This window comes from Neisseria sp. P0007.S010 (genome assembly GCF_051962875.1).
GTDB classification, from domain to species: Bacteria; Pseudomonadota; Gammaproteobacteria; order Burkholderiales; family Neisseriaceae; genus Neisseria; species Neisseria subflava_A.
In genome coordinates, this window is record NZ_JBQCUX010000001.1 from 134695 (window position 1) to 159241 (window position 24547).

Annotated in this window: 27 protein-coding genes and 2 tRNA genes; 5 read left to right on the forward strand and 24 right to left on the reverse strand. The window is 49.4% G+C overall.

The features are described 5' to 3' along the window. Window positions 1-7: 7 nt before the first annotated feature. The 3 genes from ACTHR7_RS00670 to ACTHR7_RS00680 form a co-directional block, all read right to left on the reverse strand. Window positions 8-739, reverse strand: coding sequence for a phosphoadenylyl-sulfate reductase (locus ACTHR7_RS00670; RefSeq protein ID WP_070646814.1), 732 nt, complete (start codon window positions 737-739; stop codon window positions 8-10). Between the two features lie 115 nt (window positions 740-854). Beyond that, a complete protein-coding gene (gene dinB / locus ACTHR7_RS00675) occupies window positions 855-1913 on the reverse strand; it encodes a DNA polymerase IV (protein WP_440370146.1) in 1059 nt (352 codons plus the stop codon). A 77-nt stretch (window positions 1914-1990) separates the two neighbouring features. Continuing rightward, entirely contained in the window at window positions 1991-3040 is a 1050-nt protein-coding gene (locus ACTHR7_RS00680; RefSeq protein WP_188209554.1) for a sulfate ABC transporter substrate-binding protein, read from the reverse strand. 387 nt (window positions 3041-3427) lie between these two features. On the opposite strand from ACTHR7_RS00680, the gene ACTHR7_RS00685 reads away from it, so the two are divergent. After that, a complete protein-coding gene (locus ACTHR7_RS00685) occupies window positions 3428-4264 on the forward strand; it encodes a DUF4198 domain-containing protein (protein ID WP_440370147.1) in 837 nt (278 codons plus the stop codon). A gap of 43 nt (window positions 4265-4307) precedes the next feature. Here the strand turns inward: ACTHR7_RS00685 and ACTHR7_RS00690 are convergent, their stop codons facing one another. The 6 genes from ACTHR7_RS00690 to ACTHR7_RS00715 form a co-directional block, all read right to left on the reverse strand. After that, window positions 4308-5159, reverse strand: a complete 852-nt coding sequence (locus ACTHR7_RS00690) for a DUF5672 family protein (RefSeq protein ID WP_440370148.1) — start codon at window positions 5157-5159, stop codon at window positions 4308-4310. Window positions 5160-5196: 37 nt separating this feature from the next. Continuing rightward, window positions 5197-7797, reverse strand: a complete 2601-nt coding sequence (gene mutS, locus ACTHR7_RS00695; RefSeq protein WP_440370149.1) for a DNA mismatch repair protein MutS — start codon at window positions 7795-7797, stop codon at window positions 5197-5199. Between the two features lie 88 nt (window positions 7798-7885). Then, window positions 7886-8722 carry a pantoate--beta-alanine ligase gene (panC, locus tag ACTHR7_RS00700; RefSeq protein WP_070824223.1) on the reverse strand — a complete coding sequence of 279 codons (837 nt, stop codon included), beginning with the start codon at window positions 8720-8722 and terminating at the stop codon, window positions 7886-7888. Window positions 8723-8841: 119 nt separating this feature from the next. Continuing rightward, window positions 8842-9633, reverse strand: a complete 792-nt coding sequence (gene panB, locus ACTHR7_RS00705; protein ID WP_107810601.1) for a 3-methyl-2-oxobutanoate hydroxymethyltransferase — start codon at window positions 9631-9633, stop codon at window positions 8842-8844. Between the two features lie 127 nt (window positions 9634-9760). Beyond that, window positions 9761-9836 (reverse strand) — tRNA-Thr (locus ACTHR7_RS00710). 36 nt (window positions 9837-9872) lie between these two features. After that, a tRNA-Thr gene (locus ACTHR7_RS00715) sits at window positions 9873-9948 on the reverse strand. A gap of 215 nt (window positions 9949-10163) precedes the next feature. Between ACTHR7_RS00715 and ACTHR7_RS00720 the strand changes: the two genes are divergently transcribed. Together ACTHR7_RS00720 and ACTHR7_RS00725 are read left to right on the forward strand one after the other, a co-directional pair. After that, on the forward strand, window positions 10164-10958 hold the full coding sequence (locus ACTHR7_RS00720; RefSeq protein WP_107810602.1) for a polyamine aminopropyltransferase: 795 nt from the start codon (window positions 10164-10166) through the stop codon (window positions 10956-10958). A 41-nt stretch (window positions 10959-10999) separates the two neighbouring features. Then, window positions 11000-11638, forward strand: a complete 639-nt coding sequence (locus ACTHR7_RS00725; protein ID WP_150537500.1) for an alpha/beta hydrolase — start codon at window positions 11000-11002, stop codon at window positions 11636-11638. A 129-nt stretch (window positions 11639-11767) separates the two neighbouring features. Here the strand turns inward: ACTHR7_RS00725 and ACTHR7_RS00730 are convergent, their stop codons facing one another. The 3 genes from ACTHR7_RS00730 to folB form a co-directional block, all read right to left on the reverse strand. Beyond that, window positions 11768-12304, reverse strand: coding sequence for an NUDIX hydrolase (locus ACTHR7_RS00730; RefSeq protein ID WP_070646807.1), 537 nt, complete (start codon window positions 12302-12304; stop codon window positions 11768-11770). An 87-nt stretch (window positions 12305-12391) separates the two neighbouring features. Then, window positions 12392-13039: a nuclease-related domain-containing protein gene (locus ACTHR7_RS00735; protein ID WP_107857182.1), complete on the reverse strand. Its 648-nt coding sequence runs from the start codon at window positions 13037-13039 to the stop codon at window positions 12392-12394. A 46-nt stretch (window positions 13040-13085) separates the two neighbouring features. Next, window positions 13086-13436: a dihydroneopterin aldolase gene (gene folB / locus ACTHR7_RS00740; protein ID WP_101755600.1), complete on the reverse strand. Its 351-nt coding sequence runs from the start codon at window positions 13434-13436 to the stop codon at window positions 13086-13088. A gap of 57 nt (window positions 13437-13493) precedes the next feature. On the opposite strand from folB, the gene plsY reads away from it, so the two are divergent. Continuing rightward, complete coding sequence (plsY, locus tag ACTHR7_RS00745; protein ID WP_440370150.1) at window positions 13494-14105, forward strand: glycerol-3-phosphate 1-O-acyltransferase PlsY; 612 nt, start codon at window positions 13494-13496, stop codon at window positions 14103-14105. 78 nt (window positions 14106-14183) lie between these two features. Here plsY and greB read toward each other — a convergent pair whose 3' ends face one another. The 12 genes from greB to ACTHR7_RS00805 form a co-directional block, all read right to left on the reverse strand. Further along, window positions 14184-14675, reverse strand: coding sequence for a transcription elongation factor GreB (greB, locus tag ACTHR7_RS00750; protein WP_070608176.1), 492 nt, complete (start codon window positions 14673-14675; stop codon window positions 14184-14186). A 74-nt stretch (window positions 14676-14749) separates the two neighbouring features. Beyond that, window positions 14750-16297, reverse strand: a complete 1548-nt coding sequence (gene purF, locus ACTHR7_RS00755; protein ID WP_107867536.1) for an amidophosphoribosyltransferase — start codon at window positions 16295-16297, stop codon at window positions 14750-14752. A gap of 152 nt (window positions 16298-16449) precedes the next feature. Next, on the reverse strand, window positions 16450-16983 hold the full coding sequence (locus ACTHR7_RS00760) for a CvpA family protein (RefSeq protein ID WP_293207177.1): 534 nt from the start codon (window positions 16981-16983) through the stop codon (window positions 16450-16452). Then, window positions 16976-18124, reverse strand: a complete 1149-nt coding sequence (gene ftsN / locus ACTHR7_RS00765) for a cell division protein FtsN (RefSeq protein ID WP_440370151.1) — start codon at window positions 18122-18124, stop codon at window positions 16976-16978. Before ftsN ends, ACTHR7_RS00760 begins: the two co-directional genes overlap by 8 nt. A gap of 13 nt (window positions 18125-18137) precedes the next feature. Continuing rightward, the gene (gene folC / locus ACTHR7_RS00770; RefSeq protein ID WP_293206951.1) at window positions 18138-19421 is read right to left on the reverse strand and encodes a bifunctional tetrahydrofolate synthase/dihydrofolate synthase; all 1284 of its coding nucleotides are present in this window, start codon (window positions 19419-19421) and stop codon (window positions 18138-18140) included. A 38-nt stretch (window positions 19422-19459) separates the two neighbouring features. Next, a complete protein-coding gene (locus ACTHR7_RS00775; RefSeq protein WP_107867532.1) occupies window positions 19460-19912 on the reverse strand; it encodes a protein YgfX in 453 nt (150 codons plus the stop codon). A gap of 4 nt (window positions 19913-19916) precedes the next feature. After that, the gene (locus ACTHR7_RS00780; RefSeq protein WP_003747228.1) at window positions 19917-20276 is read right to left on the reverse strand and encodes a hypothetical protein; all 360 of its coding nucleotides are present in this window, start codon (window positions 20274-20276) and stop codon (window positions 19917-19919) included. 63 nt (window positions 20277-20339) lie between these two features. Further along, window positions 20340-21068, reverse strand: coding sequence for an amino acid ABC transporter ATP-binding protein (locus ACTHR7_RS00785; protein WP_003747231.1), 729 nt, complete (start codon window positions 21066-21068; stop codon window positions 20340-20342). A 179-nt stretch (window positions 21069-21247) separates the two neighbouring features. Next, complete coding sequence (locus tag ACTHR7_RS00790) at window positions 21248-21391, reverse strand: hypothetical protein (protein ID WP_234394518.1); 144 nt, start codon at window positions 21389-21391, stop codon at window positions 21248-21250. A 7-nt stretch (window positions 21392-21398) separates the two neighbouring features. Continuing rightward, window positions 21399-22178, reverse strand: a complete 780-nt coding sequence (gene rsmA / locus ACTHR7_RS00795) for a 16S rRNA (adenine(1518)-N(6)/adenine(1519)-N(6))-dimethyltransferase RsmA (protein ID WP_049329405.1) — start codon at window positions 22176-22178, stop codon at window positions 21399-21401. Between the two features lie 88 nt (window positions 22179-22266). Next, window positions 22267-22866 carry a Maf family protein gene (locus ACTHR7_RS00800; RefSeq protein ID WP_440370152.1) on the reverse strand — a complete coding sequence of 200 codons (600 nt, stop codon included), beginning with the start codon at window positions 22864-22866 and terminating at the stop codon, window positions 22267-22269. A 14-nt stretch (window positions 22867-22880) separates the two neighbouring features. Continuing rightward, window positions 22881-23420 (reverse strand): gamma carbonic anhydrase family protein, encoded by a 540-nt coding sequence (locus ACTHR7_RS00805; RefSeq protein ID WP_070813868.1) that lies wholly within the window; start codon window positions 23418-23420, stop codon window positions 22881-22883. A 236-nt stretch (window positions 23421-23656) separates the two neighbouring features. On the opposite strand from ACTHR7_RS00805, the gene ACTHR7_RS00810 reads away from it, so the two are divergent. Continuing rightward, window positions 23657-24535 carry a DMT family transporter gene (locus tag ACTHR7_RS00810; protein ID WP_141759937.1) on the forward strand — a complete coding sequence of 293 codons (879 nt, stop codon included), beginning with the start codon at window positions 23657-23659 and terminating at the stop codon, window positions 24533-24535. Window positions 24536-24547: the final 12 nt, after the last annotated feature.

The following is a 24547-nucleotide window of genomic DNA, read 5'->3' on the forward strand; positions in this document are numbered from 1 at the left end:
CCTTTGATTATTTGTGCAAACCGCACTCCTTACTGTCTTTGCTTTCCCACCACCATCGCCCGGCGCGGATATTCTCGCCCAACTTGACCGGACGCGTGCAGGGTTCGCACCCAATACTGGGATAGCCCTGATGATAAAGCGCATTGAGCGGAACTTGGTGCTCGTGCGCATATGCCCAAACATCCTGCTCTTCCCAATCGAAAATAGGATTGAATTTGGCGATGTTGCGACCCGTATCCAGCTCTTCAAAATTCAATTCGCTGCGCGTTTCCGACTGGCTGCGGCGTTGTCCGGTCAGCCATGCGGGGGCGTTGTGCAAAGCGCGGTTAAGCGGTTCGATTTTGCGGATATGGCAGCAACGGCGGCGCAACTCGACGCTGTCGTACATGGCGGTCGTGCCGAATTCCTCTTCAAATTCATCGGCGGTTTGCTGGTTGGGATAAAACACTTCCAATTCGGTTTGATAGCGCGCATTGGTTTCGGCAATCAGCGCGGCGGTTTCGGGATTGAGTTTGCCCGTATTGAGCGTGATGATGCGTATGGGCAGTTTCAGACGGCACACGGCATCGGTAATGACCATATCTTCAACCGCAAGACTGGATGCGAAGACGGCTTGCGGATAGCGTGCGGCAATGTCTTGCAAACGGTGCTCCAAAGCAGCCGCCAACTCAGGCAGGCGGCGGCGTTCGTCATCGCTGATTTCGGGGATTTTCCAGAATTGAGGGCGGAATAAAGACATGGCTGGTTGTTCCTAATAATTTTCAGACGGCCTGTTAAAACGGCTGTCGATATGGTTATGGAACGATATTGTCCAGCGCCCTATCTTCAAACGGAAAGAATGCTTTTCTATTTCTTTATAACCAAAGCGTCTGCTGCTGGTTTTTCGGCAACAAATGACTCACGCCGATACCGATCAGGCGGAAGGCATCTTCGCGTTGCGGCGGTATGCGCTGCAGCAAAGTATGCGCCGCCTGAAGCAGCGAAGCACTGTCGGGAAGGACGGAAGAATACGTCAGCGAACGCGTAATAATGCGGAAATCGTGGGTTTTGAGTTTGAGGGTAACGCCTTTGGCTTCGACGTTTTTGCGTTCGATTTGCCGCCAAAGGTCTTCGGCAAGGTGCGGCAAATGGCTTGAAGCCTGTTCCAAAGACAAATCTTCGGGCAAGGTGATTTCGGTTGAGATTTGCAGGCGTTCGCGTTCGGCTTTGACCGGCCGCTCGTCGATACCGCGTGCCAAATCGTAAAGGCGGTAGCCGTAGCGGCCGAAATGGTTTAAAAGTTCGCCGCGCTCAAAACGGCGCAAATCGCCGGCGGTTTGCATACCGAGGGCATTCATCTTTTTCAGCGTGACTTTGCCGACACCGGGAATCTTACCCAACGGCAGGCTCTCCAAAAACGCCATGATTTTTTGCGGCGGCAACACAAACTGCCCGTTCGGCTTGCGCCAGTCGGAAGCGATTTTGGCCAAAAACTTATTGGGCGCGATGCCTGCGGAGGCGGTCAAACCGGTTTCTTCAAAAATTTCGGCACGAATACGTTTGGCTACCTCGCTAGCGTACGGGATATTTTCAAAATTTCGGGTAACATCCAAATAGGCCTCATCCAAAGACAAAGGCTCGATCAAATCGGTATAACGCCGAAACATGGCATGAATCTGCGCCGACACTTGACGGTACAAATCGAAATGCGGCGGCACAAACACCGCCTGCGGACACAGCCTTTTCGCCGTCGCCACCGACATGGCCGAGTGCAAACCGAATTTGCGCGCCTCATAAGAAGCGGCACAAATAACCGACCGCGTACCGTCCCACGCCACAACGAGGGGTAGCCCTTTCAGGTGCGGCTGCTCGCGCAGTTCTACCGAAGCGTAGAATGCGTCCATATCGATATGGATGATTTTGCGTTGAGACATGGGAAAAGATGGATAAGGAAAAGGCTTATTGTAACAAAAGGCCGTCTGAAGTTTCAGACGGCCTCTATATTCAAGCCTTATTTTTTACTGGAAAGCTGGTCAAACAATCCACCATCGGCAAAGAATTTTTTCATGATTTCTTCCCACGAGCCAAATTTCTCATTCGGATTAAACGTCTCAATCTCAGGGAAATCGGCTTTGTGTTTCGCCAATACTTCGGCATTGCGCGGACGCAGGTAAAGATTGGCGGCCAACTCTTGGGCCGGTTCGCTCCAGAGGTTTTGCAGATAGGCTTCGGCAGCGGCGCGTGTGCCTTTTTTATCGACTACGCTGTCCACGACAGCAACCGGCGCTTCGGAAAGAATGGTGTAGCTTGGGTAGACAATTTCAAATTGGTCTTGGGTCAGCTTTTTGCTGACGTAGTTGGCCTCATTTTCAAAGGTAACCAAAACATCGCCGATATTGCGTTGGCTGAAGGTCGTCGTTGCCGCACGGCCACCGTTTTCAAACACAGGCGTGTTTTTCAGCAATGCGGCCACAAAATCTTTGGTTTTGCCTTCATCGCCGTTATTCACTTTCAAACCATAACCGTACGCACCCAAAAAGGCGTAGCGGCCGTTGCCGGTGGTTTTCGGGTTGGCCAAAACGATTTGCACGCCGTCTTTGGCCAAATCGCCCCAGTCTTGGATGTGTTTTGGATTACCTTTGCGTACCAAGAAAACAACGTTGCTGGTATAAGGCACGGCATTATCCGGCAGGCGTGTGTTCCAATCGGCTTTGACCAAACCTTTTTTCACCAAAAGCTCGATATCGGAAGTCTGGTTCATGGTCACCACATCGGCAGCCAAACCATTGGCGACAGCCAAAGCCTGCTTGCTGGAGCCGCCGTGCGACTGTTGGACTTCAACCGACTGCCCGCCGTTTTTTGCGGCAAACTCTTTGACAAATAAAGGATTGTATTCTTTATAAAAATCGCGGGCGACATCGTAGGAGACATTCAGCAATTTAACTTCGCCCCCCTTACCTCCGGCAGCTTGAGAGGCATTGTCGGCGGATTGTTCGGTTTTTGGCGAGCACGCGCTCAAAGCCAGCGCGGCGGTCAAAGCGGCAAAAGAAAGCGTACGGATATTCATGGTCGGCTCCTGTTAAAAATATGGGAGCACTTTATCGGGATTGGATGCAAACTGGAAATAATGTTTGCTTTCGCGTTTATCAGTTTTGGTTATATACAATCCGGGCGGAAGTTGGGAAAAAATGCCCACACAGATAAGCATTACGATAAATTATATATACATCAATCAGATAAAGATTAAAGCAGCTATTTATACAAGATAAACATACGTTGCAAACAGCATTGCCCAATACGTCAGGCCGTCTGAAAATCCAATATAAATAATTATTTATAATTAAAAAATCTAATCCTTTGTATTTACAAAAAATGCAAATAAGAGTAATGTTTCTACTCGCCAAAATACAAGGCCTTTCATTCAACAACAAAATGGAGTGTAGAAACTATGAAACAATGGATGCTTTTAGGATTGCTGGGATTGGGCGCAGTGGCGCAGGCGCACGATGTTTGGGTGGCCGCTCCGGCACATCAGCCTGCCGGTAAAATCCTGTATGCAGATTTGGGTTACAGCCATGACTTCCCCAATGTCGAAAAAATCGCCGACGACCGCGTGCATATTTTCAAACCGCTGCAATTGACCGACAGCTCAAAGAAAACCGTTGATTTGGTAAATAAAGGCGAAAACTATCAATACGTTTCCAGAGCTGCTTTGCCTGAAGGTTCCTACTGGGTCAGCGCAACCTACAAGCCTACTTTCTGGTCGAAAAACAAAGATGGCTGGAAACAGCAAACCTTAAAACAACTGGCCGGTGCCACCTATTGCGAACAGGCACAAATGTTCGGCAAAAGCTTTGTCCAAGTGGGCAACGGCGCAGTCGATGAAGCGGTATTGACCCGCCCTATCGGCCAAGAGCTGGAACTGGTTCCGCTGCAAAATCCGAACGAAGTCAAAGCCGGCGGCATTTTGCCGGTCAAAGTCCTGTACAAAGGCGAGCCTTTGGTTAAAGCCACCGTTACCGCCAGCTCGGACACTTTGGCCGAAATGGACTTGGAATCAACCCATGACCACCGCGAGCCTCAAGGCTTCTCCGGCAAAACCGATAAAAACGGCGTGGTCAATGTGATTACGTTGATTGACGGCTTGTGGAAAATCAAAGTCGTGAACGAGACCGATTACGGCGATAAAAGCGTATGTCAGAAAGACAATACTTACGCAACGCTGATTGTGCCTGTCGGTACCAAACGCGCGGCTGCACGCCATGCCCACCATCATCAACATTAACAGCCATTAAAAAAGGCCGTCTGAACTTTCAGACGGCCTTCATTTATTCTAATTCATAACCCAAATTTCTAAAAAAACGGGAGAATGTTTCCAATTTATCCTCATTCAATTGGGCAAACCGGACACGGTTGCAGCCGGTCAAGACCACATTGCCCATCCAATGCGCCCCAAAGACACGCTCTAAAGGGACATTCCTCATTTGATTGATAAACGGTACTTCTGAAGAAAATTGTGTAGCAATATTCGGAGGCGCGAATTTCAAACCCAAGTCCTGCAATCTATAACGATGTTGCGCCGTCAAAAACATATCTTCGTGGTGCAACCGTACCAGCCATTCCATATCGGCAATTTTCTCGTCTTTCGGCGGCAAAGGCGGTCGGATTTCTACATTTAAACCCAGTTGTCGCGGCATGGTTAAAAGCCGCTTGCTGCGCAGGCTGAAACCGCCGTTCTGCGGCTCGTCCAAATTCGGAGAAGTCTGAATCAGATGTTGTTTGGCCAAATATTGGTCGGTTCCCTTCAGGAAAAACTGCCCGTCAGCTTCAGTTTCCAACAAAATCGGCAAAGGTGCGCCGATATAGTCATATTCCCGATAGGCATCCTGCCAGTTTTGACCGTTCAACACCCAGCCATCATTTTGAACAATCAAACAATAATCCGTATCAATGTAATACATCAGTTGGTACAAAACAAACAGATTGTATTCCAGATAACCGAATTTCCGGCAAGGCTGATGTCGGATATTTTCCGGCAAACCTTGCGGACAGCTCGGGCTGATCAGCAATCCACGGCTTCCTGGCAATTCGGCACAGCTGCGGGCAACGGCATACATCGTGCCCTCGGTATAAGAATCTGCGCCGGTAATACCAACCACGGTAATGTCAGCAAAACTCATTATATGTTTCTCCTGTTTCAGACGGCCTTTACGTTATTTACGACACCTTATTGCAGATATCTTTCAAGCGATACAAGGCATCCAAGGCTTCGCGCGGCGTGAGGTTGTCGGGCTGAATTTGCGCCAAAGCTTCAGCCAATTCATTGGTCTGAAAATTATCAACAGGTTCAATTTCTTGTGTTTTCCCTTCCTCATCTGCCCCATTTTCAGACGGCATGGCGCTGAAAATATCCAACTGCGGACGGTTGGCGGCGGCTTGGTTTTCCAAATCGTTTAAATGCTTTTGAGCCGCCTTCAAAGCGCGGTTGGGCAGGCCGGCGAGTTTGGCAACGGCGATACCGTAGCTTTTGCTGGCGGGGCCGGGTTCGATGTGGTGGAGGAAGACGATGTCCTGTCCTTGCTCAAGCGCGGAGAGGTGCATATTAACTGCCGTTGCGTGGGCTTCAGGCAATTTGGTCAGCTCAAAATAGTGGGTGGCAAAGAGGCTGAAGGATTTGTTTTTTTGCAGCAAATGTTCGGCAATGGCTTGGGCAAGGGCGAGGCCGTCAAAAGTCGAAGTGCCGCGACCGACTTCGTCCATGAGGACGAGGGATTGCTCGGTGGCGTGGTGGAGGATGTAGGCGGTTTCGCTCATTTCAACCATGAAGGTGGAGCGGTTGGAGGCTAAATCGTCCGATGCGCCGATGCGGGTGAAGATTTGGTCGATGGGGCCGATTTGGGCTGAATTGGCAGGCACGAAGCTGCCGGTGTGCGCCATGAGGACGATGTGGGCGACTTGGCGCATGTAAGTGGATTTACCGCCCATGTTGGGGCCGGTCAGGAGCATGAGGCGGTGTTTGTGGTCGAGGCGGGTGTGGTTGGCGGTAAAGTGGCGCACTTGTTGCTCGACGACGGGATGGCGGCCGTTTTCGATATGGATGACGGGGTAGTCGGCGAACTCAGGACAAACGAAGCCGCGTTCGGCGGCAATGGCGGCAAACGTAGAAAGTACGTCGAGGGCAGCCGCGGCTTTGGCTGCTTTCTGAAGCTGCGGCAAGGCCGTCTGAACTTCTTTCAACAGGGCTTCAAACAGGTGTTTTTCCAATGCCAATGCTTGCTCTTGCGCGGTCAGAACTTTGTCTTCGAAGGTTTTTAGTTCGGGGGTGATGAAGCGTTCGGCGTTTTTGAGGGTCTGGCGGCGTTGGTAGTCGGCGGGGGCTTGTTCGGCTTGAACTTTGGATAACTCGATGTAGAAGCCGTGGACGCGGTTGAACTCGACTTTGAGGGTGGAAAGACCGGTGCGTTCACGTTCGCGCGCTTCAAGCTCGAGCAGGAATTCGTCGCCGTGGTTTTGTATGTGGCGCAACTCGTCGAGTTCTGTGGAATAGCCTTGGTTGATGACGCCGCCGTCTTTGAGCCAGACGGCGGGTTCGGGCATTACGGCGGCTTTGAGGGTTTCGGCAACGGGCAGTGTTTCGGGGAAAACGGCTTTGAGGGTTTCTAAGAGACTGCTGCCCTCGGCGGACAATTCGATTTCGGACATGGCAAACAAGCTGTCGCGCAGGACAGCTAGGTCGCGCGGGCGGGCGTTGCCGACGGCGATGCGGGCGGCGATGCGTTCGATGTCTGCGATGTTTTTCAGACGACCTTGCAGGGTTTCGTATTGTGAATCCAGCGCGGCAACAGCTTCTTGGCGGGCGCGGATGTGGGCGCGACTGCGTAAGGGGTGGTGCAGCCAGAGTGCCAAGAGGCGGCTGCCCATGTGGGTGGCGCAGCCGTCGAGTATGGAAAACAGGGTCGGCGATTTTTTGCCGGAGAGAGTTTGCGTGATTTCAAGATTACGGCGCGTGGCGGCGTCCATGCCGATATATTGGCTGTCGGTTTCGAGCGAAATGCCGTCGAGGTGTTGCGGCATCAGGTTTTGCGTCAGGCGGATGTAGTTCAACAGCGCACCCGCCGCACCGACGGCGGCTTCGTGTTCTTTGCCGTCCAAACCGAAGCCGTGCAGGTCTTGGCAGCCGAAGTATTCGGTCAACAATTTCGCGCCCGCGTCGGCGGCAAACTGCCATGAGTTCAGGCGTGTGATGTTGGCGGAGGTTGCCTGAAAACCGTCAGGAAGGTTTTTGCCTTCGGGCAACAGGATTTCCGCCGCCTGCAAACGCGCCAGCTCGTCAGCGAGTTTGTCCGCCGTCGTCAGCTTGGTTTTGAATTCGCCGCTTTGCAAAGATGCCCACGCGATGGCGATGTGTTTTTTATCCGCGTTCACCGCCGCGATGCGGTTGGTTTCCTTGTCTTCCAAAAATGCCGCGTCGGTCAGCGTGCCGGGCGTAACGATGCGCACGACTTTGCGCTCCACCGGCCCTTTACCCGCGCCGACTTCGCCCACCTGCTCGCACACCGCCACGCTTTTGCCCATTTTAACCAGTCGCGCCAGATACTGCTCCGCCGCATGAAACGGCACACCCGCCATCTTAATCGGCACGCCGTCCATCTGCCCGCGCGTGGTCAGGGTAATGTCCAACAGCTTTGCCGCCTCCACTGCGTCATCCAAAAACAACTCGTAAAAATCGCCCATGCGGTAAAACACCAGCTTGTCGGCGTGTTGCGATTTGATGGCGAGATACTGCTGCATCATCGGGGAGACGGTGGGTTTAGACATGGAAAAGCCTTAGAAACGCAAAAGCGTTATTGTAACAAAAGGCCGTCTGAAAAACAGGTTTCAGACGGCCTTTAACAGCAGCTTGGTTTTAAGCCAAAGCCACTTCCAAATTATCAATCAGGCGCGTGGTACCCAAACGGGCGGCGGCAAGCACCACCAATTCTTTATCACCGACATGAGCCACTGCCAGGCTGTGTGCATGGCGGATTTCAACGTAATCAACCACCCAGCCGGCATCGGTCAAACGGCGGATACATTCGGCCTCAAGCTGGGCGTAATCCAGATTGCCGTTTTTCAGGGCTGCGGCAATGTTTTGCAACTCTTGATAGAGGCGTGGCGCTTCTGCGCGCTCTGCTTCGCTCAAATATTGGTTGCGGCTGGAAAGTGCCAGGCCGTCTGAAGCGCGGCCGGTATCGACCGGGACGATTTCGATATTGAAATTCAAGTCTTCAACAAAGCCTTTGATAATCGCCAGCTGCTGATAGTCTTTTTTGCCGAAACAGGCGGTATCGGGTTGAACAATATTGAACAACTTAGTCACAACGGTCGCAACGCCGCGGAAATGGCCCGGACGGAATTTACCGCACAATTCGTTTTGCAGGTGCGGAGGCTCGACATTGAAACGCTGTTCCACATTCGGATACAGCTCTTTTTCATCAGGCGCAAACACGACGGCAACGCCCTCGCCTGCCAATTTGTCGGCATCTTGTTGCAACGTGCGCGGATATTTGTCGAAATCTTCACCTTGTCCGAATTGCAGGCGGTTGACAAAAATACTGACCACAACGTTATCGGCACGTTTTTTTGCTTCGCGCACCAGCGCAAGATGGCCTTCGTGCAGATTGCCCATGGTCGGCACAAATGCCACTTTTCCGGCAGTTTTGCGCCACTCGCGCAATTCTTTAATCGTATGAATAATTTGCATGGTTTGAAAAATCCTTTATCTTTTCCGCCGTTTCATCAACGGAAATCACGCGCCGATTATACGCTTTTATTCATCAAAAAGGCCGTCTGAAATAAGTTTCAGACGGCCTGGTTTTTATTTTATCCGGCAAACGTATGTTCGACAGACGGGAACGTTTTTGCTTTAACTTCGTTCACATAGGCTTTGACCGCAGCTTGAACGCTGTCTTTGCCCTGCATAAAGTTTTTCACGAATTTTGCGGTTTTACCGGGGAAAATGCCGAGCATATCGTGCATCACCAAAACCTGACCGTCGCAATCCACGCCTGCGCCAATACCGATGGTCGGGCAAGAAACGGTTTCGGTTACTTTTTTCGCCAACTCTGCAGGAACGCATTCCATCAATACGATTGCCGCACCTGCCTCATCATGCGCTTTGGCGTCGTTAAGCAACGCTTCCGCCTTATCGCCGCGGCCTTGAACTTTATAGCCGCCGAATGCAAACACGGATTGCGGGGTCAGGCCGATGTGCGCGCAAACAGGAATGCCGCGCATTTGCAGAAATTCAGTGGTCTCCGCCATCCAGACGCCGCCTTCGAGTTTGACCATATGCGCGCCGGCCGCCATCAATTCGGCCGCCGCCGCAAATGCCTGCTCTTTGCTCTGCTGATACGCGCCAAACGGCAAGTCGCTGACAATCATTGCATTTTGAGTGCCGCGAGCCACGCATTCAGTGTGGTAGCACATATCCTGCAAGCTCACCGGCAAAGTGGACTGACGACCTTGCACCGCCATGCCCAAAGAATCGCCGACCAGCAGTACATCTACGCCGGCATTGTCCATTAGCGCGGCAAAGCTGGATTCATAAGCGGTCAGCATGGCGATTTTCTCGCCCTCTGCTTTCATTTTTTGCAAAGTGTTTACGGTAATCATGGTGTTGTGTGTTCTGCCCGACGGGCAGCCCTTTGTTATAAATGGAAACGCGGTATTATAAGGTCTGCTTTTAAAATATCAAAGCATAAGCAAAAAGCCCGACTGCTTTCACAATCGGGCTTTTAATTGGTGCCGGCACCAAGAGTCGAACTCGGGACCCCCTGATTACAAGTCAGGTGCTCTACCAACTGAGCTATACCGGCTTACTGAAATGCCTTGCGGCACCATCAGTCTTTAACTGGTGCCGGCACCAAGAGTCGAACTCGGGACCCCCTGATTACAAGTCAGGTGCTCTACCAACTGAGCTATACCGGCAAGGAAGTCGGCATTATGCCGATAAGTTCCCATCTTGGCAAGCATTTTAAAACAAAGTTACTCATGAAATTATAAAAACCAATGATTTTAAAGAAAATTAAATAATACCTTACCTCTTAATTCAACACGCTCAAAGGCCGTCTGAAAACCGCTCCAGCGCAAAACATCATGGTTTCTGTTAAAATAACACCTTCTACATCTTTCCGTCTTTGCCCATGCCGCCCCGCCATCCTTACCGCCGCCTACGCCCAGCCAAATCCCATCTGCCCGAAGTCGGCATTTCCGAAGAAGGCAATATCCGTTCTCTGCACTTGGGCAGCGACACCATTCAAAGCTCCATGAATGTCGATCATCCGTCCGAGCTGGTGTTGTCGTACAGCCGCGCCATGATGGGTTGGCTGCTGTTTGCAGAAACCCCGCCCAAACACATCACCCAAATCGGCTTGGGCGGCGGCTCGTTTGCCCGTTGGATAGACAGCTACCTGCCCGATACCAAGCAAACCGCCATTGACATCAATCCGCAAGTCATCGCCGTGGCGCGCAGCCTATTTGAATTGCCGCACGAAGGCGAAAATTTTGAAATTATCGAGGCAGATGGCGCGGAATATATTAAAGTGTTCCGCCACAATACTGATGTGATTTTGGTAGATGGTTTTGACGGCGAACAGATTATCGATGCTTTAGTGGAAGAGCCCTTCTTCCAAGACTGCCGCAACGCCCTCTCTCCAGACGGTGTATTTGTCACCAACTGGTGGAGCGGCGACCAGCGTTATCAACGCTTTGTCGAACGCCTGCTCAACGTCTTTGACGGCCGCGTGCTCGAGCTGCCTGCCGAAAGCCACGGTAACGTAGCGGTCATGGCGTTCCAAAGCAGCCCTAAAGAACAAAATCTCGACAACCTGAAAAAACGTGCAGAAAAATTAAGCGAAAAATACGGCTTGGACTTCAAACGGATGCTTGCTGATTTGAAAGCCAACAATCAAAACAACGGCAAGAATTTTTATCTGTAAACCGCTTCATGCCGTCTGAAAAAACAAACAAGGACACACTCATGCTCAAACCCGACATCATTCAAATCCCCGGCCCGGCCGGTTTGCTGGAAACCATCTACCTGCCAAGCACACAAGAATCCGCCCGCGGCGTTGCCGTCATCAACCACCCCAATCCCCTGCAAGGCGGCACCAACACCAACAAAGTCATCCAAACCGCCGCCAAAGCCCTCAGCCAACTCGGCTTCCATTGCTACCTGCCCAATTTGCGCGGCGTAGGCAATAGCGAAGGCGAACACGACTACGGCCGCGGCGAAACGCAAGACTGCATTGCCGTTATCGACTACGCCCGTGCGCAACATCCTGATGCACCGCAATTCGTCCTGGCAGGTTTCTCATTCGGCGGCTACGTTTCCACCTTTGCCGCCCAAGAACGCACGCCTGATTTACTGTTGCTGATGGGCGCAGCCGTCCATCACTACACCGACCGCCCGGAACCATCCGACGTTCCCGATGTTGCCAAAACATTAATGATTCATGGCGCGGAAGACGAAGTCGTCGAAATCAACAAAGCCCTGACATGGGCAGAACCCCAAGGCCTGCCTGTTGTGACCATTGCCGGTTCGTCCCACTTCTTCCACGGCAAACTCATCGTTTTACGCGACACGATCACACGGTTCGCACCGGCTTTATTAGGCTAAAATCCGGCTACAAAATAAAACAAGGCCGTCTGAAAGCTTTTTCAGACGGTCATGTTTGTATGAAACCTTATTATCTAAATATCAGGCTCAAGTATTCAGAAATCCATCAAGGATTTTCTACTTAACATATCAATTCTGAGTCAACCAATACTGCAAACCAATCAAAGTCTTACCATCTTTGATTTCATCGTTTGCCAATGCATTGCGCACCTCTTCCTTGCTCATCAGGACAGTTTCTGTAATTTCATCCTCATCATTGCTTAACTCGCTACCCAAACGCACGCCTTGCGCTTGGTAGAGATACATTTTTTCATCGCAAAAACCGACTGCGGTATAAAAGGAGTACAACAGTTTGACACTGTCGGCGACATATGGCGTTTCTTCCGCCAACTCACGCAAAGCGCATTCGGCAGGATCTTCATCCGCCACATCCAATTTACCCGCCGGCAATTCCAACGTCGCCTGATCGGCGGCATAACGCCATTGGCGTACCAAAACAACTTTACCGTCTTCCGTTTCAGCCAATACACACGCAGCACCCGGATGACGGATCACAACCCGTTGACTTTCGTTGCCGTTGGGCAGGCGAACCCGATCGCGGCTGATGGTAACAAAAGAACCTTCGTAGATTGGCTCACTGCTTAATTTAGTTTCTTTCAAATCCATTTTTTACCTCATTTCCAAATTATTAAAATATTAAAGGCCGTCTGAAATTTTACAGAAAATAAACTCAGAGGATGCCTTTTCTAATATTTACCGCTGATGTCGTTGTTGCAAACGCTCCGTATGTGTTCGCAGCTTTTCACTATTTGCTTGGTAGTCACTTGAAGACAATACAGCAACTATTGCCTCTACCTCATGAGGAAGCAATAATGCCGTCTGAAAATTCTTAATATAAGCCGCCGCCTGCCTAATACGGCAAACATTTGGTGGCATTTTCGATTTCAACTCACAATCACCTAAGAAAACTACCATTGAATGAAACTTCTCCTCAGGAAATTGCAATAGTTCTGACAATGCTTTGATATGAGCATAATTCTGACGCAACGGGTTTTGAAAATAATGTTTCTGTTTATAGATTATTTGCGTCCATTTAGATTGCTTTTCACTACCAAAAATCCAACCTGTGTAATTTTTAGTTTCTATCACAAATATCCCAAAGATTGAGACATAAATATGATCAATTTGTGTCGTACCATCTCGAGATGGAATAATTAAATCGTGAAACTCAAAATAAGTTTTCTCATCTAAATTTTTTCCAATTACAGAACGAACTGCTATTTCCCCCATGCTTCCCTTTATTTTAGGATTTCTCAACAGTGCTTTTAATAAAAGCAAAGGAATAATGATCAGAAAAATCCAAAATATACCTGACATACTTCCCAATATTTGTTCAATCATGACGTTTTCTTTTTTATTTAAAACTAAAAATTTATATATTTATGGTTTATTCCCGAGTGCGTTCAATCTCAATACCGACCTGCGCCACATCGGGCAAGATACCCGGTTTCACAATACGTACGCGTACTTTGACCGCACCAAAATCATTTAAAATCAATTGGGCGATATGTTCCGCTAAAGTTTCCAACAGTAAAAAATCCTGTTCGGCAAGGCTGCGGCGTACGACTTCGCATACTTCGCCATAATGGATGGTGTCGCCGATATCGTCGCTCGTGCCGGTACGCTCGGGAACACTGATTTCCAAATCCAAAATCAAAGTCTGTTTACGCTCGCGTTCCCAATCATATACGCCGATTAAAGTATCGGCCTTCATGCCGTACAAAAAGATTTTATCCATTTTCCTGTCCGTTTTTTTGATAGAATAACCGTTCCCATTTTAAGTAAAGCACCCAAAATGTTCAATGTACTCGCCATTATTGCCGCCTATCTTATCGGCTCCCTGTCTTTTGCCGTCATCGTATCAAAATATTACGGCATAGACGATCCGCGCACTTACGGCTCCGGCAACCCCGGTGCCACCAACGTCTTGCGCAGCGGTAAGAAAAAAGCAGCCGCACTGACCCTGCTCGGTGATGCAGTAAAAGGCTTGGTTGCCGTCATCTTGGCGCGCTGTCTGCAAGATGCTTTAAATTTGTCTGATGCAACGATAGCACTGGTTGCCATCGTCGCATTGGTCGGCCATATGTGGCCAATATTTTTCAATTTTAAAGGCGGCAAAGGCGTAGCCACCGCATTGGGCGTTTTGCTCGCCCTCTCCCCCGCAACCGCCCTGCTCTGCGCCTTGATTTGGCTGGTCATGGCGTTCGGTTTCAAAGTATCTTCCCTCGCCGCACTGGTCGCCACCGTCTGCGCACCCATCTTCGCTTTCTTCATGATGCCACACGCCTCTTGGGCATGGGCAACCGTATTCATTGCCGCATTGGTGTTATACCGCCATAAAAGCAATATTCAAAACCTGATTCAAGGCAAAGAAAGCAAAATCGGAGATAAAGCCGGAAAATCTTAAAAACGTAGATACAACCAATAAAAGGCCGTCTGAAAGTATATTTTTCAGACGGCCTTAATAGCTTTTATTCACGCATAATCAGTCAATCTTAATATATTCCACCGACAAAATCTCTATAATCTCACGTCCTTCCGGTGTATCTAAGACAACTTCATCTCCTTCGCGCGCTTTAATCAGGCTGCGAGCCAAAGGGGAAATCCATGAGATTTTGTTTTTAGCGGTATCGATTTCATCTACGCCGACGATTTTGACGGTTTGTTCACGACCGTCTCCGCGCAATAAACCAACGGTGGCGCTGAAAAAAATCTGGTCCGTGGCTTCACGCGCTTCAGGGTCGACGACGACGGCAGCTTCCAAGCGTTTGGTTAGGAAGCGGATACGGCGGTCGATTTCGCGCATACGGCGTTTGCCGTAAAGATAGTCGCCATTTTCGCTGCGGTCGCCATTGCTTGCCGCCCAGTTAACGATTTGGACGATTTCCGGGCGTTCTTTGTTGACCAGATGATAAAGTTCGTCTTTCAATGCCTGCCAACCGGTAGGTGTGATGTAATTTTTGGTTTCGGTACTCATAATGTGTCTATAGCATAATTAAAGGCCGTCTGAACATTAATTTTCAGACGGCCTTTATTGTAAGTCAATTTACTTTATTCTTCATCATCATCGCTATCGCTGATACTGATGCTGTGTTCCATTTTGCTTGGATGAACTTTCAAGCCGCCACAACCTGATTTTTCGGTAGAGAGACGGTTTAGATACACTTCATCGATATCGCCGGTTTGATAAACACCGTTGAAACATGAAGAATCAAAGGATTCGATTTTTGGATTGAGTGCTTTGACTACTGCTTCCAAGTCTTCTAAGTTTTGGAAGACGATACCGTCTGCGCCAATCTCGGCTGCGATTTCTGCCGCGCTGCGGCCGTTTGCAATCAGTTCTTCACGGGTCGGCATATCGATACCGTACACATTCGGATAGCGCACTTCGGGAGCAGCGGAAGCAATGTAGACTTTGCGTGCGCCTGCCGCGCGTACCATTTCAACGATTTCACGGCTGGTCGTACCGCGCACGATGGAATCATCGACCAACAAAACGCTTTTGCCGTTAAACTCGGTTTCCATAGGGCTGAGTTTTTGGCGCACTGATTTTTTGCGTGTTGCTTGGCCGGGCATAATAAAGGTGCGGCCGATATAGCGGTTTTTAATCAGACCTTCGCGGTAAGGTTTTTCGAGATGAACGGCAAGCTCCATCGCGCTGGGTCGGCTGGTATCGGGAATCGGCATCACGACATCGATATCATCGACAGGCAGCTCGCGTTTGATTTTTTCTGCCAAAGATACACCCATATCCATACGGGACTGATAAACGGAAACGCCATCGATGACGGAGTCCGGTCGGGCAAAATAAACATATTCAAAAAGACAAGGGCTTAATTTGGCTTTATCGCTGCATTGACGGGAAATAATCGTGCCGTCAAAACCAATAAATACGGCTTCGCCCGGCTGGATATCGCGTTCCAAATCATAGGCAAGCGCATTGAAAGCAACGGATTCGGAGGCAACAGCATAAGATTTTTTGCCGGATTCGTCAATTTGCGAACCCAAAACCAACGGACGGATACCGAAAGGATCTCGGAAAGCCAGCATGCCGTATCCTGCAATCATGGCTACTACGCCGTATGCGCCGCGCACCAAACGGTGCACTTCGGAAACGGCGTTGAAAATATTGTCGATGGTAAGTTGATAAGGGGCTGTATTTTTAGAGACTTCGCGGCGTAATTCGTGCGCGAATACATTGAGTAGGACTTCAGAATCGGAGCTGGTATTAACGTGGCGCAGGTGTTTGTTGCATACGTTTTCATACAGCTCTTCAGTATTGGTCAGATTACCGTTGTGTGCCAAAACAATGCCGAATGGGGAGCTGACATAAAACGGCTGAGCCTCTGCGCTGCTGCCCGCATTGCCTGCAGTCGGATAGCGGACATGTGCAATGCCTGCATTACCGACCAAGTCTCGCATATTGCGGGTGCGGAACACTTCGCGCACCATGCCTTTGCCCTTGTGCATATGAAATATATTGCCTTCGGCAGTAACAATACCTGCTGCGTCCTGACCACGGTGTTGCAACATCTGCAAACCATCATACAACATCTGATTGACCGGCTCATGACTAACCAAACCTAATACACCACACATATCGTGCTTCTCCGAGTTTGAAGATTAAATGGGTAAGCTGTCATTATAAAATAATTTAGATGAGTTTGCTCAAATTGTTGACAATATGATGCTAAATTTACGCAAATAAAAACGGATTCAGACGGCCCATAGGCCGTCTGAATCCGTCAAACTCAATCATCCAATTCTTCAACTTCAGCTATTTTACCAGAAAGATGGGGCATTGCGGTATCTTTTCCAGGCAGATAAGGCATCGCAGCATCGGCCAGTGATTCAAAATATGGAATTGTGTGTGAACTTTGCCACTCTTCCGTTTTCGGCAAATCAGTGTGTGAAAAAACCATCACTGCCAGTGTCACCAAAATCACACCTTTCACTGCACCGAATACGCCGCCAAGCAAACGGTTGATGCTTCCTAAACCAACAGCAGACATCAAACTGCTCAACAGCGATCGTGCCAGCTTCTGCAACAGCCATGCCAGAAAAAACACGGCGGCAAAGCCCATCGCAACCGCCAAAGAATGCGGCTCAACCGATTTAAAGACCACATCGGCAAATGGCACGGCAAGCGTTCTGGCTGCAATAAACGATACCACCCACGCCACCATCGCCCCTGCTTCGGCAATAATACCCCGTGTCAACGAGATAATGATGCAGATGACGATGACGGCGGCAGCCAACAAATCGGCAACAGGCAGATTACTCACTGGTCACCTGACCGGCAATGCCATGTACACGCAATTTGTTCAAATCGCGCTCTGCATCGCGTGCATTTTTATAACTGGCTGATTTCACGCGATACACCTTACCTTTATCGGTCATCACTTCAGTAATGGTCGAATCGATACCTGCGGCTTTCATTTTACGTTGCAGGCTTTGTGCGCGTTCTTTTTCAGCATAACCTGCCTGAATGGCGGCTTTTTTCGCAGGCTTGGCTTCTGCTGTTTCTTTTTCAGCTTTAGGCTTGGCTTTTTCAGACGGCTTCTCTGCAGTTTTTACCTTATCGGCTTTTTCTGCTTTGGCCGTTTCCGGTTTAGCTTTTTCATTTTTTGGTTTTTCAACTTTGGCTTCTGCTTTCTTGGCAGGTTCGGCCTTGTCTTTTACGCTGTCTTTGCTGTTTTTGGCAGATTTACGCTCGGCAATGGCTTTCTCTGCTTTTTCCAATTGTGCCAATTTATTGCGTTCGGCAGCGGCTTCACGCTCTGCTTTTTCAGCACGCGCTTGAAGTGCGCGTTTTTTAGCTGCCAATGCGTTTTCTTTCTCAGCAGCTTCCTGTTGGGCTTGTGTTTTACGGGCCGCAGCAGCACGTTGCTCAGCCTGACGTTGGCGGCGCTCTTCAGCTCGGCGCTCCGCAGCTTCACGTTTGGCAGCCTCGGCGCGTTGAATACGTTCGGACTCTTCCAAGCCTTTAATATTGCCGTCATCCAAAGTATCGTTGATCAAAACCAACGGCTCGCCGACATCTTCGGGAGCAGATTCACGGTTTGGCTTCAATACTTCAACCGGCGCATTGTCTTCTTCGTCGCCTGCATTTTGAGGTTTGCTTTGCGCTTCGGCATCCGCATGGCGGGCTGCTTCTTCAGCCATCGCAACATCCTCTTTATTCGGCTCTAGGACAACAGCCTTGCTGGGCTCATCAGCCGTTTTGACTTGGCTCTGACCGACAGGCGCTTCTTTAAACGGTGAATTTTTATCGTCGCCGGAAGTCAGTGCCAGACCGAACAGCATACCCGATGCCACCACCAAGCCGGAGGCCAAGACCAAGCGACGGCGGTTGCGACGTTTGAGTTGTTCGTAACCGTCTAAATCGTATCCGTTTGGAGTTTCTTTTTGTTTATTGTCGGACATGATAATTTCCTCGTTAGTGTTCTTTCAAAACAGCCATTACATCGGCAACAGTATGGAATGAGCCAAAAACAACGATTCTATCATTTTCGGTTGCTTTAGCCAAAGCAGCACGATAGGCTGCAGCGACAGTTTCAAAAACATTTACATTGTCGATGCCGTGTTCAGTCAGTTTAGCCTGCAAAGCCTCTACCGTCATGCCGCGCGGCACATCTAAAGGCGCGATATTCCACTCGTCAAACTGATCTTTAACGATTTCCAGCACGCCATCAATATCTTTGTCGGACAACATACTGAATACGGCAGTACGTTTTTGGGCAAAGGCAAGGTTAATCAGGCTGCGGCGCAAAGCACGTGCTGCGTGCGGATTGTGGCCGACATCCAAAACCACCAGCGGACGGCCGGGCAAAACTTGGAAACGTCCAGGATTCTCAACCAACAGCAAACCGCGTTTAATCGCGCCGATGTCAACGGGCAGCTGATTATTCAAACACTCCAACACCGTCAATGCACACGCGGCATTGGACAACTGATAGGCACCGCGCAAAGCAGGAAACGGCAAGGAATTGCGGTTACGGCTTTGACCGTCTGAAGATTGCGGATGGAAGCGGTAGTTCCACTGCACGCTTTCCATTGACGCAAAATCAAAATCCCGCTGAACCATCAACAGTTTTGCGCCAATTTCTTCTGCGTGTTTGACCAATGATTCAGGCGCAGGATTCTGACCGCACACAGCTGGTTTGCCACTACGGAACACTCCGGCTTTTTCAAAACCGACCTGCTCAACGGTATCGCCCAAAAATGCCTGATGATCCAAATCCACGCTGGTGACAACCGAGCAGTCGCCGTCAAATACATTCACAGCATCCAACCGTCCGCCCAAACCAACTTCCAAAATCATTACGTCCACATTTTCACGCATGAAAATATCGACGGCAGCCAAAGCATTAAACTCAAAATACGTCAGAGAAATTTCGCCGCGCGCCGCTTCGATGCGCTCAAATGAGGAAACAATCAGGTCGTCTGAAACCGGCTGAGTGTTGATGGCGATTCGTTCGTTGTAACGCAGAAGGTGCGGACTGGTCAGCGTACCGACTTTAAAACCGGCTTCTTTATAAATATGCGACAAATAGGCGCATACGGAACCCTTGCCATTTGTACCCGCCACCACGACGACAGGACATTGCGGCACCAAATTCATGCGTTTTTTCACTTCTCCCACACGTTCCAAACCCATATCGATAAGGCCAGAACTATGGGCAGTCTCCAAATGAGAAAGCCAGTCTTGTAATGTTTTCATTGTATTTATCGCTTCAAAAGGCCGTCTGAAACAGCCGTTTAATCCATATCTGCCGCAAGTTCTGCTTTGTCTTCTTTTTCCCGACACCAGCGTGCCCATACTTTCAGACGGCGGTAGGCATCACGGTCGGCCATATCGGGCAAGATGCAGTGTTTGACTATTTTTCCGTCAACATTCCATTGCAAAAACAAAGCATGAACCGTCAACATACTGCTGTCTTGCAAAACCGCGCTTCTTCCCTCTTCCTCGCCATTCAAGTAAACCGTCGCACGGTATTGGCGGTCGATGATGATTTTCCTGACCGCATTTTGAGCATGAAAATTAACGCTGCGCCAAGCATAGGCAAAACTACCGGCCAACGCCGCCAACCCCAGCCACATCATCCAGCCGTAAAACTCGGCAAGGCATAAGGCCAACGCCGAAAGGTGTAAGAAGACAATCAGAATTTTCAAAGAACGCGAAGGCTTTAAGGCCGTCTGAAAACTTCTCACGGCTTTACATCATATTGTCGAAAACAGGCGTAATGTTCAATTCCGCCTCTTCCATATCCAAAACCATATCGTGGATTTCGGTATCGAAAAATTCCCAAAAAGCCTTCAAACTCATGTCTTGCGGCCATTTGCTTTTATCAATGTCCCAGCCTGCCAATTCGGCTTCAAAAATCTGCTGGTAACGTTCGTCAAAATAGGAAATGACGGATTCGGGTTCATCAAATTGCGGCACAAGGAATACGGAACAGTTGGTACGCAGTTGCTCGACGGTCAGGTCAGGCATATTTTCATCGGCGGATTTCAGCCATTCCAAAAAACGGGCGGTCGGTTTCAGCACGACAGCAGTACGGTCAACAAAATACATTATTTTCAACTTTCAAAATCATTCAAACCGATCATGCCGTCTGAAATTTCAGACGGCCCGAGTTTAATGTGTCATTACCTGTTGCAGGAATTGTTTGGCACGCTCGTGTTTCGGATTGGTAAAAAATTCTTCCGGCGTTTCGTCTTCCAAAATCTGGCCTTTATCGACAAAAATCACACGGTCGGCGACTTCGCGCGCAAAACCCATTTCATGGGTTACACACATCATGGTCATGCCGCTTTCCGCCAAGTCTTTCATCACTTTCAATACTTCGCCGACCATTTCAGGATCAAGTGCGGAAGTCGGCTCGTCAAACAACATCACACGCGGCTCCATCGCCAAACCGCGTGCAATCGCCACACGCTGTTGCTGACCGCCGGAAAGCTGGCCGGGCAGCGCGTCTTTTTTATGCGCCAAGCCGACACGTTCCAAAAGCTCCATCGCTTTCTTTTCCGCCTCTTCACGGCTTTGGTTTTTCACTTTCATCGGAGAAAGAATAATATTTTCCAAGACAGTCAAATGCGGATACAGATTGAACCCTTGGAACACAAAGCCCACTTCTTCACGCACTTTGTTCAAATCGGTTTTCGGATCGGCAACATTGATGCCGTCTACCCAAATCTCGCCGCTTTCAATGCGCTCGAGTTGGTTTACCGTACGAATCAACGTCGATTTGCCACTGCCTGAAGGGCCGCATACAACGACCACTTCGCCTTGTTTGACTTCCAGATTCACACCGTTGATAACGTGCAAATCTTTAAAATGTTTGTGTACATTTTTGAATTTAATCATTATTTCTTTCCAAACTACCAAAATTTTCGGGGCTTGAGTTGCGTTTACCGCTGCCAAAGCAAAGGAATGGCCGTTTCCAGCCAAAAGCGGCAACTGACTATGCTGCCGGAGATTCCGCCTTTATTGTACCGATTGACTTTAAATTGCTCTTCCCTATCGAGACGATGCCCGGTCAATACTCAAACTGCGCCGATAATTGCTGCTTCAAAACGGTGCCGCTCAGGCGGCATATCCTTACCGGAAAAATACTGCGCCAACTCGCGCCACAAATATGAATCACCCAGAAACCCCCATTGAATAGGAGGTTGCTTAAAAATTGCCATCACTGTTTCAGACGGCCTTTTGAACCAGATAATTGCTCAATTCCACATATTTCTCAGCGGCAATGTGTTCTGCCCTATCTTGCGGATTGATACCGACTGCCTGCAAATCATCATCGCCGGCAAGTTCCTTCAAATTATTGCGTATGGTTTTGCGGCGTTGATGGAAAGCCAGTTTCACCAGTTTGGCAAAATGTTCAAAATCTTCCGCTTTACCGATGCGGTGTTTCACCGGAATCATGCGCACGACGGCCGAATCTACTTTCGGCGCAGGATCAAAGGATTCAGGCGGTACTTCAATCAACATTTCCATATCGAAGAAATATTGCAGCATCACGCCCAGACGGCCATAGTCGTTGGTTTTCGGCTGCGCCACCATGCGTTCGACCACTTCTTTTTGCAGCATAAAGTGCATATCGATCACATCGTCTGCCACTTCGCTTAATCGGAACAAAAGTGGCGTGGAAATATTGTACGGCAGGTTGCCGACAATTTTTTTCTTGCCTTCAATGCTGTTGAAATCAAACTGCAATACATCGCCTTCGTGTATCACCAATTTATCTGCAAACGGCAAGGTTTTCAGACGGCGTACGATGTCGCGGTCGATTTCGCAAACATGCAGGCAGTTAAGTTTTTTCGCCAAAGGCTCGGTAATGGCGGCCAAGCCCGGGCCGATTTCAATCACGATATCATCAGGCTGCGGTCTGACCGCATTGACAATATCGCTAATAATCCGCGTATCCTGCAAAAAATTCTGCCCGAAGCGTTTCCGGGCCTTATGTTCTTTCATATCTTTCTTCAAGCAAGCTGTTTAAGGCAGTATTGTAACTGAAACAGGCGTTTTTGTCGGCACGCTTTCAGACGGCATTTGCCTAATTTTAAGCAAACGGAGGCGATTCCAAACCCAAAGATTTCAGTAGTTGCGCGGTCTCATAAACCGGCAAACCCATCACGCCGGTAAAACTACCCTGCAAATGCTCGACAAATACGCCGCCCAAGCCCTGAATCCCATACGCACCGGCTTTATCCATCGGCTCGCCGCTGGCAACATAGGCTGCAATCTCCTCAGCCGTCAACGTTTTAAAGCGCACTTCGCTCGTCTGCACCACATCATGGCGCACGCCTCGCCAGTAAACGCATACAGCCGTCAGCACTTGATGCGTCCGTCCGGATAAGCGTTCCAGCATATCGACCGCATCCTCCTCGGATTCAGGTTTACCCAAAATAGCCGCACCATCCGCCACCGTCGTATCCGCCGTCAATACAGCAAACTCAGGCTCTTGATCATGAGTAGCAAACCATTGCGCCACTGCCGCCTGATTTTTCTCGCAGGCCATACGGCGCACATACTCTACTGCTGCTTCGCCTTCTTTAGGGGTTTCATCAATATCCACAGGAAGGCGGCGTACCGTGAAACCCAAATTCTCCAAAATCTCACGACGGCGCGGACTGCCCGAAGCCAGATAAATTGCGTTCATTGTATTGGTTTTCCTTATTTTGAAATTTTATGCTGGCCGGACAGGCGGACATAATGCGCGGACGAATACGTCAAAAATTCCTTTTCCTCATCCGTCAGCGGACGCACTTGTTTCACAGGCGAGCCAACGTATAAAAAACCGCTTTCCAAACGTTTGCGCGGAGGCACCAAACTGCCCGCGCCTATCATCACATCATCTTCGACAACCGTATCATCCAAAATAATCGAGCCCATGCCCACCAACACACGATTCCCAATTCGGCAGCCATGCAGCATGACCTTATGCCCAATCGTCACATCATCGCCGATAATCAAAGGTGAACCGTCAGGCTTCGCCGCATTCTTATGCGACACATGCAAAACGCTGCCGTCCTGCACATTGCTGCGCTTGCCGATAGAAATGCTGTTCACATCGCCACGCAATACGGCATAAGGCCAAACGGATACATCTTCCGCCAGCGACACTTCGCCAATCACAACCGAAGTCTCATCTATAAAACAAGACTCATCAACCGACGGCACATAATCCAGAAACGCACGAATAGGGTTTGCCATTTCCAATATCCTTTTCTCAAAACCAAAACTGATCAGGCCGTCTGAAAACACGGCGTAAAACGATTTTATACTACAACCATACTAAATCAAGCCAAAAAATCATCAAAAGGCCGTCTGAAACAGCTTTCAGACGGCCTTTCATCATAAACCTTTATCTTGGCTTACCACTATTTATCATTAGCGCCTCATCCATCTTTTATGGAATAATCGTCTTCATTTGATTGATGGAGAAGCCGATGGAGACACGTTCGGGAAATTATGCAGCATCCCTATTGGTCGTCGGCTGCGTCGTCTTCGGCTTGGGCAGTTTGATCGTCAAATTTGTCGATGTCGGCTCTTACGCCATCGCATTCTGGCGTTTGCTGATTGCCGCCCCCATATTCTTCCTGCTCGGGCGTTTTTTCAGACAAAAAATGCCCACGAAAAGAAAAACGGTTGGCTACGCAATCTTATCCGGCGTTTTCCTCGCATTCGACCTCGCCCTTTGGCACGAAAGCATTCACGCCGTAGGCCCCGGCATTTCCACCTTGCTCAACAGCCTGCAGATTTTCTTTTTAGCCGCCATCGGCTTCTTCTTTTATTCGGAACGCCTAAGTACCTTACAAATTTTAAGTTTGATATTGGCCACCATAGGCGTAGCCTTGATCGGCAGCCCGGAGTTCGGTCATAACGACAATGCCGCATGGGGATTTGTCAGCGGCGTAGTATCCGGTGCCATGCTGACCCTGTCTATGGTTTTCGTACGCAAAACCCATGAGCAGGAAAAAGTCGGTTTGTTTCCGCTCATGATGATTTTAAGCTTCGGCGGTGCAATGGCGCTGGTCATCCCATCTCTACTATTCGATGCCGCCCATCTCTACCCCAAAACTTTAAACGATGTGATTCTTGTCTCCATCTACGGCATCGTCATGCAATGCTTCGCTTGGGCATTAATTGCTTACACCATCCCGCTTTTATCCTTGTCACTGACCGGCCTACTACTGCTCTCCGAACCAGTCGCCGCCATGTTGATTGATTATTTCTGGTTGGATAAACCGATTAATATCGTCCAATGGAGTGGCGCCACTTTGACTTTATTGGCAATTTATTTGGGTTCGTTAAAAGACAAAAAATAGATACAAAAAAGG

Excerpts from the sequence above, each read along its gene's own strand:
- dinB (WP_440370146.1), bottom strand. The coding sequence starts at position 1,913 with ATGTCTCAACGCAAAATCATCCATATCGATATGGACGCATTCTACGCT.
- ACTHR7_RS00670 (WP_070646814.1), bottom strand. The coding sequence starts at position 739 with ATGTCTTTATTCCGCCCTCAATTCTGGAAAATCCCCGAAATCAGCGAT.
- ACTHR7_RS00690 (WP_440370148.1), bottom strand. The coding sequence starts at position 5,159 with ATGAGTTTTGCTGACATTACCGTGGTTGGTATTACCGGCGCAGATTCT.
- folC (WP_293206951.1), bottom strand. The coding sequence starts at position 19,421 with ATGAAAACATTACAAGACTGGCTTTCTCATTTGGAGACTGCCCATAGT.
- ACTHR7_RS00730 (WP_070646807.1), bottom strand. The coding sequence starts at position 12,304 with ATGGATTTGAAAGAAACTAAATTAAGCAGTGAGCCAATCTACGAAGGT.
- mutS (WP_440370149.1), bottom strand. The coding sequence starts at position 7,797 with ATGTCTAAACCCACCGTCTCCCCGATGATGCAGCAGTATCTCGCCATC.
- folB (WP_101755600.1), bottom strand. The coding sequence starts at position 13,436 with ATGGATAAAATCTTTTTGTACGGCATGAAGGCCGATACTTTAATCGGC.
- ACTHR7_RS00725 (WP_150537500.1), top strand. The coding sequence starts at position 11,000 with ATGCTCAAACCCGACATCATTCAAATCCCCGGCCCGGCCGGTTTGCTG.
- panC (WP_070824223.1), bottom strand. The coding sequence starts at position 8,722 with ATGCAAATTATTCATACGATTAAAGAATTGCGCGAGTGGCGCAAAACT.
- ACTHR7_RS00805 (WP_070813868.1), bottom strand. The coding sequence starts at position 23,420 with ATGGCAAACCCTATTCGTGCGTTTCTGGATTATGTGCCGTCGGTTGAT.
- ACTHR7_RS00785 (WP_003747231.1), bottom strand. The coding sequence starts at position 21,068 with ATGATTAAATTCAAAAATGTACACAAACATTTTAAAGATTTGCACGTT.
- panB (WP_107810601.1), bottom strand. The coding sequence starts at position 9,633 with ATGATTACCGTAAACACTTTGCAAAAAATGAAAGCAGAGGGCGAGAAA.
- ACTHR7_RS00800 (WP_440370152.1), bottom strand. The coding sequence starts at position 22,866 with ATGAACGCAATTTATCTGGCTTCGGGCAGTCCGCGCCGTCGTGAGATT.
- ftsN (WP_440370151.1), bottom strand. The coding sequence starts at position 18,124 with ATGTCCGACAATAAACAAAAAGAAACTCCAAACGGATACGATTTAGAC.
- purF (WP_107867536.1), bottom strand. The coding sequence starts at position 16,297 with ATGTGTGGTGTATTAGGTTTGGTTAGTCATGAGCCGGTCAATCAGATG.
- rsmA (WP_049329405.1), bottom strand. The coding sequence starts at position 22,178 with ATGAAAGAACATAAGGCCCGGAAACGCTTCGGGCAGAATTTTTTGCAG.
- ACTHR7_RS00790 (WP_234394518.1), bottom strand. The coding sequence starts at position 21,391 with ATGGCAATTTTTAAGCAACCTCCTATTCAATGGGGGTTTCTGGGTGAT.
- ACTHR7_RS00720 (WP_107810602.1), top strand. The coding sequence starts at position 10,164 with ATGCCGCCCCGCCATCCTTACCGCCGCCTACGCCCAGCCAAATCCCAT.
- greB (WP_070608176.1), bottom strand. The coding sequence starts at position 14,675 with ATGAGTACCGAAACCAAAAATTACATCACACCTACCGGTTGGCAGGCA.
- ACTHR7_RS00780 (WP_003747228.1), bottom strand. The coding sequence starts at position 20,276 with ATGTATTTTGTTGACCGTACTGCTGTCGTGCTGAAACCGACCGCCCGT.
- plsY (WP_440370150.1), top strand. The coding sequence starts at position 13,494 with ATGTTCAATGTACTCGCCATTATTGCCGCCTATCTTATCGGCTCCCTG.
- ACTHR7_RS00810 (WP_141759937.1), top strand. The coding sequence starts at position 23,657 with ATGGAGACACGTTCGGGAAATTATGCAGCATCCCTATTGGTCGTCGGC.
- ACTHR7_RS00685 (WP_440370147.1), top strand. The coding sequence starts at position 3,428 with ATGAAACAATGGATGCTTTTAGGATTGCTGGGATTGGGCGCAGTGGCG.
- ACTHR7_RS00735 (WP_107857182.1), bottom strand. The coding sequence starts at position 13,039 with ATGATTGAACAAATATTGGGAAGTATGTCAGGTATATTTTGGATTTTT.